Below are 14,438 nucleotides of genomic sequence, written 5' to 3' on the forward strand. Positions count from 1 at the left end.
AAGTTTTACTGAAACAGCTGACCGGTTTGAATCATATGTTAAGCAATCGTCGTTTCCGCCGGCCCCGTCTTGTTGTTCGCGCAGTGCGCAAATTGCGCGCAGGCGCAGCAGCATTAGGCTATCGCCGTACCCGGCACCTGCGTGTCGTGCCGCCGCCCACTCCCGAGCAAACCGAAGCGCATCTGGCCCAGGCCCAGATGGACGCGCCGCCGCCCACCACGCCGCCGAAGAGCAAGCGCTCGCGCAACGCTTTCCTGCTGGTGTTGCTGGTCGGCCTGTCGTTCGCGGTCTACTGGGGCGTGCAGGAAACCCGCACCTCCAGCATGCAGGCGCGCATCTTCACCGACCTGGTCGGCAAGATGACCTACAAGATGGAACCGGGCGCCAGCAAGTCGATCCGCTTCCCGAAAGACAGCCCGTACGACGAGCGGCTCGGCTACGCCGGCCTGCCGGACTACCTGGGCAAGCTGAGCGCGCGCGACTACCAGGTCAGCGCGCAGGTGCGCATCTCGCCCAAGATGGCCGAGCTGGCCGACATGGGCGTGTTCGCCACCTATCGCGAAAAGACCAAGACCGGCCTGACGATCTACGATTGCCGCGCGCAGCAACTGTTTGCCGCCAGCTATCCTGAGCGCATCTACAACAAGTTCGAGCAGGCGCCGATGGCCTTGATCAACAGCCTGCTGTTCATCGAAAACCGCGAGCTGCTCGACACCAAGTACCCGACCCGCAATCCGGCCGTCGAGTGGGACCGCCTGGGCAAGGCCGTGATCGAAAAAAGCGTGACCTCGGTCGCCGGCGGCCACCGCGCGGCGGGCGGCAGCACGCTGGCCACGCAGATCGAAAAATACCGCCACTCGCCGGAAGGCCGCACCGGTTCCATGAAGGACAAGCTGCAGCAGATGGTCTCGGCCAGCCTGCGCTCCTACCAGGACGGACCGGACACCACCAAGGCGCGCCGCCGCATCGTCATCGATTACCTGAACACGGTGCCGTTGTCGGCCAAGCCCGGCTATGGCGAAGTGAACGGCATCGGCGACGGCATGTGGGTGTGGTACGGCCGCAGCTTCCCGGACTTCAACCGTCTGCTGGGCGGCAATCTCGACAACCCGGATGCGGAAACCGCGCTGACCTTCAAGGAGGCGCTGAGCCTGATGATCGCGCAACGCCGCCCTAGTCATTACCTGGGCAACGGCGCGGCCGACCTGGAAGTGCTGGCCAACAGCCACCTGCGCATCCTGGCGCAGGACGGCGTGATCACGCCGGCCATGCGCGACATGGCCTTGCAGCAGAAACTGCATCCGGCCACCGGCAACGGCCTGGAGTCGGCGCCGGCGATGACCTTTGTGTCGCGCAAGGCGTCCAACGCGATCCGCAACCACCTGGCCAACCTGCTGGGCGACAACCGCATGTACAACCTGGACCGCCTCGACCTGAGCGTGGTCAGCACGCTGGACGCGCAGGCCCAGACCGCCGTCACGCAAGTGCTGCGCGACCTGCGCGATCCGGAGAAGGCCAAGGCCGCCGGCCTGACCGGCAAGGGCATGCTGGGCAACGGCGATCCGGCCAACGTGGTGTACAGCTTCACCTTGCTGGAGAAGGGCGAGCAGAACAATCTGCTGCGCCTGCAAACGGATAACTTCGACCAGCCGCTGGACATCAACGAAGGCGCCAAGCTGGACCTGGGCTCGACCGCCAAGCTGCGCACGCTGGTGACCTACCTCGACATCGTCGACATGCTGCACAAGAAATACGGCGGCATGGACGCGGCCGCGCTGGGCAACGTCAGGATCGATCCGCAGGACAAGCTGTCGCAGTGGGCGCTGGAGTACTTCAAGGCGCTGCCGCTGGAGAAGGGCGGGCGCGAATTGACGCCGATGCTGAACGCGGCGATGGAGCGCAAGTATTCGGGCAATCCGGGCGAGGGTTTCTTCACCGGCGGCGGCCTGCACCACTTCGGCAACTTCTCGAAGGAAGACAACGGCAAGATCCTGACCGTGACCGAGGCGCTGCGCCACTCGACCAACCTGGTGTTCGTGCGCCTGATGCGCGACGTCGCCAAGTACTACATGTTCCAGACGCCGGGTTCGTCGGCGTCGCTGCTGGCCGACTCGGACGATCCGCGCCGCGCGCAATACCTGGCGCGCTTCGCGGACAAGGAAGGCAAGGAGTTCCTGGCGCGCTTCTACCTGAAGTACAAGGGCAAGCCGGAGTCGGAGCTGGACAAGATCCTGCTGGCGAATATCCGCAGCACGCCGGTGCGGCTGGCGGTGATCCACCGCACCGTCTATCCGACCGCCAGCCAGCAGCAGTTTGCCGCCTTCCTGAAGGACAACCTGCCGTCGCAGAACGAGGTGCCGGAAGAGCGCGTGGCCAAGCTGTACGACCAGTACGCGATCGACAAGTGGTCGCTGGCCGACCGCGGCTACCTGGCCAGCGTGCATCCGCTGGAGTTGTGGATGGCTGCTTACATGCGCCTGCACAACGGCGCCACCTTGTCGCAGATGACGGCGGCCAGCGAGAAGGAGCGGCAGGAGGTCTACCAGTGGCTGTTCAAGACCCACCACAAGCACGCTCAGGACAAGCGCATCGGCGGCCTGATCGAGGTGGAGGGCTTCATGGAAATCCACAAGCAGTGGAAGAAGATGGGTTATCCGTTTGAATCGCTGGTGCCGTCGTATGCGACCACCCTGGGCGCATCGGCCGACCGTCCGGCGGCGCTGGCGGAGATGATGGGGATTATCGTCAACGGCGGCGTGCGCAAGAGCAGCCAGCGTATCAGCTCGCTGCACTTCGCCGAGGGCACGCCGTATGAAACTGTAGTGACCAAGGCCTCTGCCACCGCCAACGAGCAGGTGCTGTCGCCGGAGGTGGCGCGCGTGGTGGCCGATGCGATCCGTGGCGTGGTGTCGGACGGCACCGCCAAGCGGGCGCGCATGGCCTTTGTGGGTTCGGATGGCAAGGTGATACCGGTAGGCGGCAAGACCGGCACCGGCGACCAGCGCTTCGACGTGTATGGCGGCGGCGGACGTTTGATCGAGTCGCGCTATGTGAACCGGTCGGCGACGTTTGTGTTCAATATCGGCGAGCGCTTCTTCGGTTCGATGACGGCCTATGTGCACGGGCCGGAGTCGAAGAACTACGATTTCACCAGCGCGCTGCCGGTGCAGTTGCTGGTGGTGCTGGCGCCCAACCTGATGCCGCTGATCGAGCCGCATCCGATCGCCAAGCCGGGGCCGACGCCGCCGGTGATCGTCAAGACCGGTGGCAACGCCACGGCGGCGGTGACGCCGCCGCTGCAAGCCTGCGGCGGCTGATTTCACCCCGCACGGCGGCGCACCAGGGTCGGACCCCGAACGGGGTCCGACCCTCGGCCTCAAAGGGGGGAAGGCGTCGCTCAATCGGCAGCTTCGCGTTTCCCTTGCATAGTTGCTCATTTGTTGGCAATGTATCAGCCCATGAAACCGATACGCCACCACATGTCCAAAATCCTCAAGTTCACGCAGTTCTCCATGCGGGACTTGTTTGTCGCCGCCGCGCCCACCATCGCCCTGATCGCCGGCGTCTGCCTGCTGGCTTACTGGCTGGTGGACCCGGCGCCGCCGCGCACGGTGCGCCTGGCCACCGGCCAGGAAAACAGCGCCTACGCCGAATTCGGCAAGAAATACGCGGCCGCGCTGGCCAAGCACGGCGTCAAGGTGACGCTGGTACCGTCCGCCGGCTCCGGCGAAAACCTCAAGCGCCTGAAGGCCGGCGAAGTCGATATCGCCTTCGTCCAGAGCGGCTCCACCAACGAAGAAGCGGCCGAACGCGAAGGCCTGACCTCGCTGGGCAGCCTGTTTGTCGAGCCGCTGTGGCTGTTCCTGCGCGAGACCAAGGGCAAGCCGCCCATCACCCAGCTGACCCAGCTGCGTGGCCTGAAGATCAACTACGGCCCCAAGGGCGCCGGCGCCCCGCGCCTGTTCCGCCAGGTGCTGGAGCTGAACGGCGTCGAGAAGGGCGAAGTGGAGCGCTTCTCGCTGGCCAACACGCCGGCCACGGTGGAGTTACTGGAAGGCCGCATCGACGGCCTGGTGTTCACCTCGGCCCCGGAAGCGCCGCTGATCCAGATGCTGCTGCAAACGCCGGGCATCAAGCTGTTCAACTTCAACCAGGCGGAAGCCTACGCCCGCAAGCTGCCCTTCCTGACGCATGTGGTGCTGCCGCAGGGGATTGTCGACCTGGGGCGCGATATCCCGGCCGAGGACTACAACCTGATCGCCCCGACCGCCACGCTGGTGGCGCGCGACGACCTGCATCCGGCGCTGACCGACCTGTTCGTGCAGGCGGCCGCCAGCATCCACAGCGGCGCCGGCTGGTTCTCGCAGCAGGGCCAGTTCCCGTCGGCCAAGTACACCGAGATCCCGGTGGACGCCGAGGCGGCCAAGTACTACAAGAGCGGCCCGCCGCTGCTGCAGCGCTACATGACGTTCTGGCTGGCGAATTTCTTCGACCGCATGTGGGTGGTGGTGGTGGCGCTGGGCGCGTTGATACTGCCGCTGTCCAAGGTGGTGCCGCCGCTGTACGTGTGGCGCATCCGTTCGCGCGTGTACCGCTGGTACGGCCAGCTGCGCGCGGTGGAGCAGGCGGTGGAGGAAGCGCCGGAGGAAACCCGCATGCAGGTCTATGAAAGCCAGCTGGTGCGCCTGAACGAGATCGAGGACCTGGTCAACCAGGTATCGATCCCGCTATCGTTCGCGGATGGCTTGTACGGCTTGCGCAGCCACATACAGTTCGTGCGCAAGCGTATCCAGTTCCTGATGGGCGAGTCGGCCCCGGCGCCGGATGAGGCGGTGGCGGTTTAAGCCCCGGTCCAGGGTAATTCGGCCTTGCACCAGCCGCTGACGTTCTTGCAGTGGCCGTGCTCGTCCTTGTCGCCCTCGAAACCTTCCAGGATGTCGTAGCAGTGCTGGTAGCCGTGTTCGGTGGCCAGCTTGGCCGCGCTGCGTGAGCGCACGCCTGAGCGGCACAGGAACAAAATCACCTGGTCCTTGCGCGCCACCGAGTTCAGCTGTTCGATGAACTCATGGTTGGCGATCCCGCCCGGATACAAGCTCCACTGGACCGCACCATGTTGGGCTTCCGGGATGGCCACCCGGCCCACCCAGTCGCGCTCGGCATTGGTGCGCACATCGACCAGCTTGACCGCGTTGTCGGCGCTGATCAGTTCATAGGCTTCCTGCGGCGTCACGGCGCCGGCATAGGGCCAGTCTTTGCTGCGGCTGCGGGCCAGCGCAAGAATATCTTCTATTTTGCTCATGTCATGTTCCAGAAATAAGTTTGAGTTTATTATAGGCCTCCTGCGCCCGCACCACACGCAGACGCACCAAAGCCGTGCATTTTTCAGGAATTTTCCAAAAATGCACAAAACAGGTGCAATATCTCGAACATGCACTCAGTTGGTGCGGTATTGAACTGCCTCAAATAGTGGCACTTTGGACTGCCGGCGAATTTTAGAATCATTTTGCCAGCAAGTTCAAAGACGCTATCGACATAAGCTGATGAGTTTTAAGCTGGCACGGATACTGCTTACCAAGAGCGCACGAGCCCCACATTCCTTTAGGAGATACGCATGGCAATGACAGCCGCAGAAGTTCTGAAAATGGTCCAGGAAAACGAAGTCAAATTCGTTGATTTCCGTTTCGCCGACACCCGTGGTAAAGAACAGCACGTCACCGTGCCTGTGTCGCACTTCGACATCGACAAGTTCGAATCGGGTCACGCATTCGACGGTTCCTCGATCGCCGGCTGGAAAGGCATCGAAGCTTCGGACATGATTCTGCTGCCAGATCCAAACACCGCGAACATCGACCCGTTCATGGAAGAGACCACGCTGTTCATGCAGTGCGACGTCATCGAGCCTGCCGACGGCAAGGGTTACGACCGCGATCCACGCTCCATCGCCAAGCGCGCTGAAGCCTACCTGAAATCGTCCGGCATGGGCGACACCGCCTACTTCGGCCCGGAGCCAGAGTTCTTCATCTTCGACAGCGTGCGCTGGAAGATCGACATGTCCGGCTGCTTCGTCAAGATCGATTCCGAAGAAGCATCGTGGACCACCGGCGAGAAACTGGAAGGCGGCAACACCGGCCACCGTCCGACCGTCAAGGGCGGCTACTTCCCAGTGCCACCAGTGGACAGCTTCCAGGACATGCGTTCGGAAATGTGCCTGATCCTGGAATCGCTGGGCATCCCGGTCGAAGTGCACCACCACGAAGTCGCTGGCGCCGGCCAGAACGAAATCGGCACCAAGTTCTCGACCCTGGTCGAGCGCGCCGACTGGACCCAGAACCTGAAATACGTGGTCTGGAACGTGGCCCACAGCTACGGCAAGACCGCCACCTTCATGCCTAAGCCTATCGTTGGCGACAACGGTTCCGGCATGCACGTGCACCAGTCGATCTGGAAAGACGGCGTCAACCTGTTCGCCGGCGACGGCTATGCCGGCCTGTCCGACACCGCGCTGTACTACATCGGCGGCATCATCAAGCACGCCAAGGCACTGAACGCGATCACCAACCCAGGCACCAACTCGTACAAGCGTCTGGTTCCAGGCTACGAAGCTCCAGTCAAACTGGCGTACTCGGCCAAGAACCGTTCGGCTTCGATCCGTATTCCACACGTGGCCAATCCTAAGGGCCGCCGTATCGAAACCCGCTTCCCGGATCCACTGGCCAACGTCTACCTGTGCTTCGCAGCGTTGCTGATGGCCGGTCTGGACGGTATCGCCAACAAGATCCACCCAGGCGAAGCAGCATCGAAAGATCTGTACCACCTGCCGCCGGAAGAAGACGCACTGATCCCAACCGTGTGCGCTTCGCTGGAAGAAGCTCTGGACAACCTGAACAAAGACCGCGAGTTCCTGACCCGTGGCGGCGTGTTCAGCGATTCCATGATCGACGCTTACATCGAACTGAAAATGCAGGACGTCCAGCGCATGCGCATGACGACTCACCCTGCCGAGTTCGACATGTACTACTCGCTGTAATTGCAACGCACCGGCGGCGCCGGTGCTTGTAGTGAGGCAAAAAACGCGGGGCGAGCAGAGCTTTCCCCGCGTTTTTCTTTGGATGTTGTATATTCGGGATGGATAGTTTCACCCATGGATTTCGAATGACAACTAGTATCAAACGATGTGTGCCGTTGACCATCATGGCGCTGCTGGGCTGCGCTACCGCCCAGGCGCAGATCTACAAGTGCGTCACGCCCAACGGCAACATCGAGTACACCGACATCAACCGCGGCAGCTATTGCAAGTCCATGGACTTGCCGGGCACCGTGATTCCGGCGCCACCGCGCCGCCAGGGCACGCCTGCGCGCAGCGGCAACGCGCCGGCGCCGGTCAGCACGCCGGGCGATTTTCCGCGCGTCGACAGCGCCGAACAGCGCGCGCGCGACGCCGACCGCCGCGGCATCCTGGAAGAAGAGCTGAAGAACGAGTCGCAAAGACTGGCCGAGCTGCGCAAGGAGTTCAACAACGGCGAGCCGGAGCGGCGCGGCGACGAGCGCAACTACGCCAAGTACCAGGAGCGGGTGGCCGCCATGCGCGACAACATCGGCCGCTCGGAAAAGAATATCGAAGCCCTGAAACGTGAGATCGCGAATATCCGATGACGAGTTTACTATGAGCCTTATGAGTCATAACGCCGGCAAGCACCGTCCGCCGGCACTGGCGGGCCTGGAGCTGCTGGCTTCGGCCGTGGTGCTGCTGGACGCCGAAGGCCAGTTTGTCTACGCCAACGCGGCCGCCGAGAATCTGCTGGAGAGCTCGCTCAAGGCGCTGTCGCGCCAGACGCTGAGCGCGCAGTTCCTCAACCCCGGCGAGCTCGACAACATCTGCAACCAGGCGCGCGAGCACAAGTTCTCCGACCTGCGCCAGGACCTGATGCTGGAGCGGGCCGGGCGCGATGCGCTGCACGTGCACAGCATCGTCTCGGCGCTGGACGAGCCGCCCGGCCACATCCTGATCGAACTGCGCGAGCACCTGCAACACCTCAAGCTGGACCGCGAGGAGCGCATCCTCGACCAGAGCCAGGTCAACAAGGAGCTGATCCGCAACCTGGCGCACGAAATCAAGAACCCGCTGGGCGGCATCCGCGGCGCCGCGCAGCTGCTGGAGATGGAGCTGCCGGCGCTGCACGCCGGCCAGCTGCGCGAGTACACCCAGGTCATCATCAAGGAAGCGGACCGGCTGCAAACGCTGGTCGACCGCCTGCTGGCGCCGCACCGCCGGCCGCACATCGTCGGCGACGTCAATATCCACGAAGTGCTGGAGCGGGTGCGCAGCCTGATGCTGGCCGAGTTCCCGTCCGGCCTGACGATCTTGCGCGATTACGACGCCTCGATCCCCGAGTTCCGCGGCGACAAGGAACAGCTGATCCAGACCGTGCTCAACATCGCGCACAACGCCGCCCAGGCGCTGGCCAGCCGCATCGATAACGGCGATGCGGAGATCGTTTTCAAGACGCGCGTGGCCCGTCAAGTCACCCTGGCCAAGGTCCGTTACGGGCTGGCATTAGACTTGCATATCATTGACAATGGACCGGGTATCGCACCCCAGATCCGCGACCGGATTTTCTATCCCCTGGTATCGGGCAGGGAAGGCGGCAGCGGCTTGGGACTGACCCTAGCGCAGACCTTTGTGCAGCAGCACATGGGTGTGATCGAGTGCGAGAGCCGGCCTGGATATACGGACTTCCGCATCCTGCTGCCATTGCCATAAGCCCAGGCGGGCAGGGGGCGGATGCCGGGTCCCTTGATTGACGATCCATATTGCGGGATACACACAACACATGAAGCCAATCTGGATAGTAGACGACGACGAATCGATCCGCTGGGTACTGGAAAAAGCACTGGCCCGGGAAAACCTGGCCACCAAGAGTTTTGCCAACGCGCGCGACGCCATCGCCGCGCTGGAGTTCGAGACGCCGCAGGTGCTGGTGTCCGACATCCGCATGCCGGGCGACTCCGGCCTCGACCTGCTGCAACTGGTGAAGTCGCGCTTCCCCGGCCTGCCGGTCATCATCATCACCGCCTTCTCCGACCTGGATTCCGCCGTCGCGGCCTTCCAGGGCGGCGCCTTTGAATACCTGGCCAAGCCCTTCGACATCGACAAGGCAGTCGAGCTGATCCGCCGCGCGCTGGACGAGAGCCTGCGCGAGACCAGCGTTGAATCAGGCCCGTCGGAAACTCCGGAAATCCTCGGCCAGGCGCCGGCGATGCAGGAAGTGTTCCGCGCCATCGGCCGCCTGTCGCAATCGAATGTGACGGTGCTGATCACCGGCGAATCGGGCTCGGGCAAGGAGCTGGTGGCGCGCGCGCTGCACAAGCACAGCCCGCGCGCGCAGCAGCCCTTCATCGCGCTGAACACGGCGGCGATCCCGAAAGACTTGCTGGAGTCCGAACTGTTCGGCCACGAGCGCGGCGCCTTCACCGGCGCCCAGACCACGCGCCGCGGCCGCTTCGAGCAGGCCGAGAACGGCACGCTGTTCCTGGACGAGATCGGCGACATGCCGTTCGATCTGCAGACGCGTTTGCTGCGGGTGCTGTCGGACGGCCACTTCTACCGCGTCGGCGGCCACCAGCCGCTGAAGGCCAATGTGCGCGTGATCACCGCGACCCACCAGAACCTTGAACAGCGCGTGCGCGAAGGCTTGTTCCGCGAAGACTTGTATCACCGCCTCAACGTGATCCGCCTGCGCCTGCCCAGTTTGAGGGAGCGGCGCGAGGACATCCCTATTTTGGTGCGCCACTTCCTGGTGCAGAGCGCCAAGCAGCTGGGCGTGGAAGCCAAGCGCATGAGCGACGCCACGCTGCAATTCCTCAGCGGCCTGGACTTGCCGGGCAATGTGCGCCAGCTGGAAAACCTGTGCAACTGGATCACGGTGATGGCGCCGGGCCAGACGGTGGAAGTGAAGGACTTGCCGCTGGAGCTGACGCAGGAGCAAGGCCATGCGCCGGCGCCGGCCGAGAGTTATGCGCCTATCCAGCACCACGGCACGGTGATGGCGATGCCGGTGGCCGACGGTGGCGGTGGCGGCGCGCATGCGTCGGCAGCGGCCGGCGCGCCGGACGCCTGGCTGGGCTTGCTGGAAGCGCAGGCCGCCAGCATGCTCAGCGGCGGACAGCAGGAAGTGATGGCGGTGCTGGGCCGGCAGTTCGAGTCGGCGCTGATACGCACCGCGCTCAAGCACACGCACGGCCGCAAGAACGATGCGGCGGTGCGCCTGGGCATAGGCCGCAACACCATCACCCGCAAGATCGCCGAACTGGGCATCGACGGCGCCAAGGACGATTGATACCGGCGCCCGCGCGCCGGTTTGAGGTAAGCTCTTGGCTGATGAAGCCAGGAGCTTTTTTTTTATGGAAACAGTATGCTGATTAATTGTGTGGCCTATCAGGACGGCCAGAAGCTGGCCGACATTCCGGTCGAGGAGATCAGCGATTACATCGAGAAGCCGGAGACCTTTGTCTGGGTCGCCCTGCGCGACGCCCAGCCGGACGAGCTGGCGATCATGCAGCAGGAGTTCGGCCTGCACGAGCTGGCGGTGGAGGATGCGCGGCGCGGCCACCAGCGCCCCAAGATCGAGGAGTACGGCGATTCGCTGTTCGTGGTGGTCAAGACCATCGAGTGCCGCGACAACGATATTGACGTCGGCGAGGTCGATATCTTCGTCGGCGACAGCTACGTGCTGTCGGCGCGCGACAGCCATAGCCAGCAGGGCTTCCTCGGCGTGCGCGCGCGGGCGGAGAAGGAGCCGCACATGTTGCGCCTCGGCCCGGCCTTCGTGCTGTACGCGCTGATGGACGCGGTGGTTGACCGCTACTTCCCGGTGCTCGACTTGCTGGAAACGGAGCTGGAAAAAATCGAGGAGCTGATCTTCAGCCAGGGCAGGCAGCGCGACAACATCCAGCGGCTGTATGAGCTCAAGCGCAAGGTGACCATCGTGCGCCACGTGGTGTCGCCGCTGATGGAGGCGGTGGGGCGGCTGCATGGCGGCCGCGTGCCGTCCATGTGCCAGGAGACGCAGGAATACTTCCGCGACGTGCATGACCATTTGCACCGCATCAGCGCCTCGCTCGACGGCATCCGCGACACCATCGCCACGGCGATCCAGGTCAACCTGTCGATGGTGGCGATCGAGGAGAGCGAAGTGAACAAGCGGCTGGCGGCGTGGGCGGCGATCTTTGCGATCGTCACGGCGTTTGCCGGACTGTGGGGGATGAACTTCAAGTTCATGCCGGAGCTGGAGTGGAAGTACGGCTATCCGATGGCGGTGCTGGTGATGGTGGGCGTGTGCCTGTATCTGCACCGGCGCTTCAAGAAGGCCGGTTGGCTTTAACCCGCACTGCGGCCGCAGGGGTCTGACCCCCCGCGGGGTCAGACCCCGCCTCGGTTCGGGGTTCGCCTCTTAAACAAAAAAAGCCCGCGCGGCCTGAGCTGCGCGGGCTTTTCTTATGTGCGGCCGATTACTTGAACTTGTAGCCAGCGGTCACGTAGACGAAGCGGCCACGTGGATCGTACTGGTTGATGTCGTAGCCGGACTGGAACTGATTGGTGACTGCGGTACCAATCGGGTCAGGCTGCTTGTCGAACAGGTTCTTCACGCCCAGCGCCAGGGTCAGGTTCTTGATGCCGCGGAAGGTGACGTTGGCATCGTAGGTGGCTTCCGACGAGATGAACACTTTGTTGTCGTTCAGGTCGTGGCCAACCTGGTAGCCGCTGCGATAGTTCTGCACCAGGGTGGTCGCCCATGGACCTTTGCTCCAGGTGGTCGCCAACTGGTGCTTCCAGCGCAGGATCACGCCGCCGTTTTGCGCGCCGATCACCGGGTTGCCGGAACCGTCAACGATGGTGCCGACTTTGTGCGAGACGTCGCCGCCCGGGCTGGTCTGGTCGAAGGTATCCATGTAGGTACCGTTCAGGTTGGCTTCCAGCTTACCGAAGCTGAAGTTGTCCTTCCAGTTGGCCGTCAGGTCCAGGCCCTGCACGTTGGCGTTGCCGGTGTTGGCCAGCGTCGAGCGGATGCTGACGATGTCGTTGCCGTTCAGGGTCACCAGGCCTGCGTAGGCTGGGTCGCCGGCGCGGAAGCGCGACACGATCTCTTGTGCCGACGGCGTCGCCAGGATATCGCGGATGTTGATGTTGAAGAAGTCCACGCCGATGCTGGTGGTCGACACCGGCTGCCATACGGCGCCGAACGAGTACTGCTTCGACTTCTCTGGCTTCAGGTTAGGATTGCCGCCCGACAGAGCATTGACTTGCAGACCGGTTTGCTTGGTCGCCGGGTCGTTGAACTGCTCGGAAGTACCCAGCGTCTGCGGCGTCCACAGGTCGACCAGCGACGGTGCGCGGAAGCCGGTGCCGTACGAACCGCGCAGCACCAGGGTCTTGAGCGGCTGCCAACGGACATTGCCTTTCCAGTTGGCCGAGTTGCCGACGTCGTCGTAATGGTCGTCGCGCACCGCCAGGTTGGCTTCCAGCGTCTTCGTCAGCGGAATGCTCAGTTCGCCGAACGCCGAGTTCACGGTACGGTCGCGGTCGATAGGTACGACCGAGCCGCCCAGGCCGGAGATGTCGCCCGACTGGTAAGCCGCGCTAGGGCTGGTGGTGTAGTTCTCTTTGCGCGACTGTGCGCCCACCGCGTATTGCGGGGTGATGCCGGCGATGGTCCAGAAGTCGCCGGTGATCTTGGCGTCGAAGGAGTCGCTGGTCGATTTGGCTGCCAGGAAGTCGCCGGTGAAGGCTGCGCCTTGCAGCTGGTCGGCCAGGGCGCCGGTTTGCACGCCGCCTGCAGCCCATGGATTCCAGTTGCTGGCGTTGATGATCTTGGCGTAGGCCACTTGCGAGAAGTAGCCGGTGGTCACAGCGCTGTTCAGCTTGGACTCGTTGTGGGTCAGCGCCACTTCGTAGTCGACCGCGCCGATGGTGCCCTTGGCGCCAACGACCACGCGTGCCTGCTTGGCGGTGTCGACGTTCTGGCGTGGGCCGAAGTCGAACACGCGCGAGGTGATCGACAGCGGTTTGCCGATCAGTGTATCGAAGCCCTGGCTGTGCAGGTAAGGCGCTGCGATCGACTGGTAGACCGGGTTGCTTGGGAAGAGCAGCAGTGCCGCGTCCACGCCTTGCTTGGCGAACTCGCCGTCGGTCTCGAAGAAGCTGGCGCGCGCCGGCGAAGCCTGGTAGGTCTGGGTGACTTTGCTCTGCGAGTACAGCACGTCGCCGAACAGCTGGTGCTGGTCGTTCAGCTGGTAGCTCAGGTTGCCGGTGAAGTTGAACAGTTCGCGATCGGGCGTCAGGCCGACGTCCGGGCCGCTGTCGTAGTAGCAGTAAGGCGAACCCTTGGCGCCGCCTTGCAGCGTGCCCATCTTGATGGTGCCGCACTTGTCGCCGATGGCCAGCGGATTGCCGTAGCCCGAACCGCCCGAGCTGAAGCCGGCGTCAGGACCTTTGCCTGGCGTGAACGAACCCTGGATGTTGCCCAGGCCGGTCGCGGTGCCGTTGTAGTAAGGCAGCTTGGTCGAGGTGGCCGCGTAGTCGCGATCACGGCCGAACAGGGCCTTTTCTTTTTCGTAGGAGCCCGAAGCCACCACGCTCAGCTTGTCGGTGTTGAAGCCGCCGGTGATCGAGGCCTTGCTGTTCTGGCCGCCGCCGCTTTGCGATGGGGAGCCGTAGCCGCCGGTGATTTCCACGCCTTCGGTGCGCTTGGACAGGATGAAGTTGACCACGCCTGCGACCGCATCGCTGCCGTACACGCCGGACGCGCCATCCTTCAGCACTTCGACGCGCTCGATGGCGGCCAGCGGGATGACGTTGACGTTGACGGAAGCGCCGTCGCTGCCGGCGAACGCCGCCAGGCGGCGGCCGTTGACCAGCACCAGGGTGCGGGTCGAGCCCAGGCCGCGCAGCGAGATCGACGACAGGCCGCCGGTCGAGGTGCCGGCGCCGGTGGCGTTGCTGGTGCCGCCCGCCGAGGAGAAGGCTGAGATCGACTGCAACAGTTCTTCGGTGCTGGTGGCGCCGGTGCGGGCGATGTCAGCCTTGGTTACGATTTGTACCGGCAGCGAGGTTTCAGCGTCGACACGCTTAACCGACGAACCGGTGATTTCCACGCGTTGTATGACAGGGGTATCCTGTGCAAATACTGGCTGGGACAGCAGGCCTGCACTGATCAGTGCAGCGCTACCCGAAAACATCAGGCGCAGCGAACGCGAAATTACAGTTTCCATCATCATTGCTTGAACTCCTAGCGAGGTTACGGCTTAGTACTTTGTCATTAAAAATTTCATAATGAATAATCCATCTATAAATTATTCAGGCGGTCATCAGACCACTTGAGCCTGACAAGGTCAATTGACGCTCTGTAACAAGATTGAAATAAACAACACTTTTCACGGTT

The 14,438-nt window shown here is 63.3% G+C and carries 9 protein-coding genes; 7 read left to right on the plus strand and 2 right to left on the minus strand.

What is annotated here, in order from left to right; all coding sequences use genetic code 11:
• The first annotated feature begins 197 nt into the window (after positions 1-197).
• Positions 198-3,317, plus strand: a complete 3,120-nt coding sequence (locus tag V6M89_RS01430; RefSeq protein WP_332851561.1) for a transglycosylase domain-containing protein — start codon at positions 198-200, stop codon at positions 3,315-3,317.
• 162 nt (positions 3,318-3,479) lie between these two features.
• Positions 3,480-4,844, plus strand: a complete 1,365-nt coding sequence (locus V6M89_RS01435) for a TAXI family TRAP transporter solute-binding subunit (protein ID WP_332851562.1) — start codon at positions 3,480-3,482, stop codon at positions 4,842-4,844.
• Here V6M89_RS01435 and V6M89_RS01440 read toward each other — a convergent pair.
• Positions 4,841-5,299, minus strand: coding sequence for a rhodanese-like domain-containing protein (locus V6M89_RS01440; RefSeq protein WP_332851482.1), 459 nt, complete (start codon positions 5,297-5,299; stop codon positions 4,841-4,843). The two genes, V6M89_RS01435 and V6M89_RS01440, sit on opposite strands and share 4 nt — an antisense overlap.
• A 312-nt stretch (positions 5,300-5,611) precedes the next feature.
• Here V6M89_RS01440 and glnA point away from each other — a divergent pair, with 312 nt between their 5' ends.
• From glnA to corA, 5 genes are all read left to right on the plus strand, one after another.
• Positions 5,612-7,027 (plus strand): type I glutamate--ammonia ligase, encoded by a 1,416-nt coding sequence (gene glnA, locus V6M89_RS01445; RefSeq protein WP_026335076.1) that lies wholly within the window; start codon positions 5,612-5,614, stop codon positions 7,025-7,027.
• A gap of 125 nt (positions 7,028-7,152) precedes the next feature.
• Positions 7,153-7,653 carry a DUF4124 domain-containing protein gene (locus V6M89_RS01450; protein ID WP_332851483.1) on the plus strand — a complete coding sequence of 167 codons (501 nt, stop codon included), beginning with the start codon at positions 7,153-7,155 and terminating at the stop codon, positions 7,651-7,653.
• A gap of 10 nt (positions 7,654-7,663) precedes the next feature.
• Positions 7,664-8,761: a nitrogen regulation protein NR(II) gene (gene glnL / locus V6M89_RS01455; RefSeq protein ID WP_332851484.1), complete on the plus strand. Its 1,098-nt coding sequence runs from the start codon at positions 7,664-7,666 to the stop codon at positions 8,759-8,761.
• Between the two features lie 70 nt (positions 8,762-8,831).
• A complete protein-coding gene (gene ntrC, locus V6M89_RS01460; RefSeq protein ID WP_332851485.1) occupies positions 8,832-10,337 on the plus strand; it encodes a nitrogen regulation protein NR(I) in 1,506 nt (501 codons plus the stop codon).
• 75 nt (positions 10,338-10,412) lie between these two features.
• Positions 10,413-11,381 (plus strand): magnesium/cobalt transporter CorA, encoded by a 969-nt coding sequence (corA, locus tag V6M89_RS01465; RefSeq protein ID WP_332851486.1) that lies wholly within the window; start codon positions 10,413-10,415, stop codon positions 11,379-11,381.
• A gap of 127 nt (positions 11,382-11,508) precedes the next feature.
• On the opposite strand, the gene V6M89_RS01470 is transcribed toward corA, so the two are convergent.
• Entirely contained in the window at positions 11,509-14,274 is a 2,766-nt protein-coding gene (locus V6M89_RS01470) for a TonB-dependent receptor (RefSeq protein ID WP_332851487.1), read from the minus strand.
• Between the last annotated feature and the right edge of the window lie 164 nt (positions 14,275-14,438).

Origin of the sequence: Duganella sp. S19_KUP01_CR8 (assembly GCF_036688705.1) — a bacterium.
Lineage (GTDB): Bacteria > Pseudomonadota > Gammaproteobacteria > Burkholderiales > Burkholderiaceae_D > Rugamonas.

Bases quoted from the DNA above. Each gene is read 5' to 3' on its own strand.
- glnA (WP_026335076.1), top strand. From the start codon at position 5,612: ATGGCAATGACAGCCGCAGAAGTTCTGAAAATGGTCCAGGAAAACGAA.
- glnL (WP_332851484.1), top strand. From the start codon at position 7,664: ATGAGCCTTATGAGTCATAACGCCGGCAAGCACCGTCCGCCGGCACTG.
- V6M89_RS01440 (WP_332851482.1), bottom strand. From the start codon at position 5,299: ATGAGCAAAATAGAAGATATTCTTGCGCTGGCCCGCAGCCGCAGCAAA.
- V6M89_RS01430 (WP_332851561.1), top strand. From the start codon at position 198: ATGGACGCGCCGCCGCCCACCACGCCGCCGAAGAGCAAGCGCTCGCGC.
- V6M89_RS01470 (WP_332851487.1), bottom strand. From the start codon at position 14,274: ATGATGATGGAAACTGTAATTTCGCGTTCGCTGCGCCTGATGTTTTCG.
- ntrC (WP_332851485.1), top strand. From the start codon at position 8,832: ATGAAGCCAATCTGGATAGTAGACGACGACGAATCGATCCGCTGGGTA.
- V6M89_RS01435 (WP_332851562.1), top strand. From the start codon at position 3,480: ATGTCCAAAATCCTCAAGTTCACGCAGTTCTCCATGCGGGACTTGTTT.
- V6M89_RS01450 (WP_332851483.1), top strand. From the start codon at position 7,153: ATGACAACTAGTATCAAACGATGTGTGCCGTTGACCATCATGGCGCTG.
- corA (WP_332851486.1), top strand. From the start codon at position 10,413: ATGCTGATTAATTGTGTGGCCTATCAGGACGGCCAGAAGCTGGCCGAC.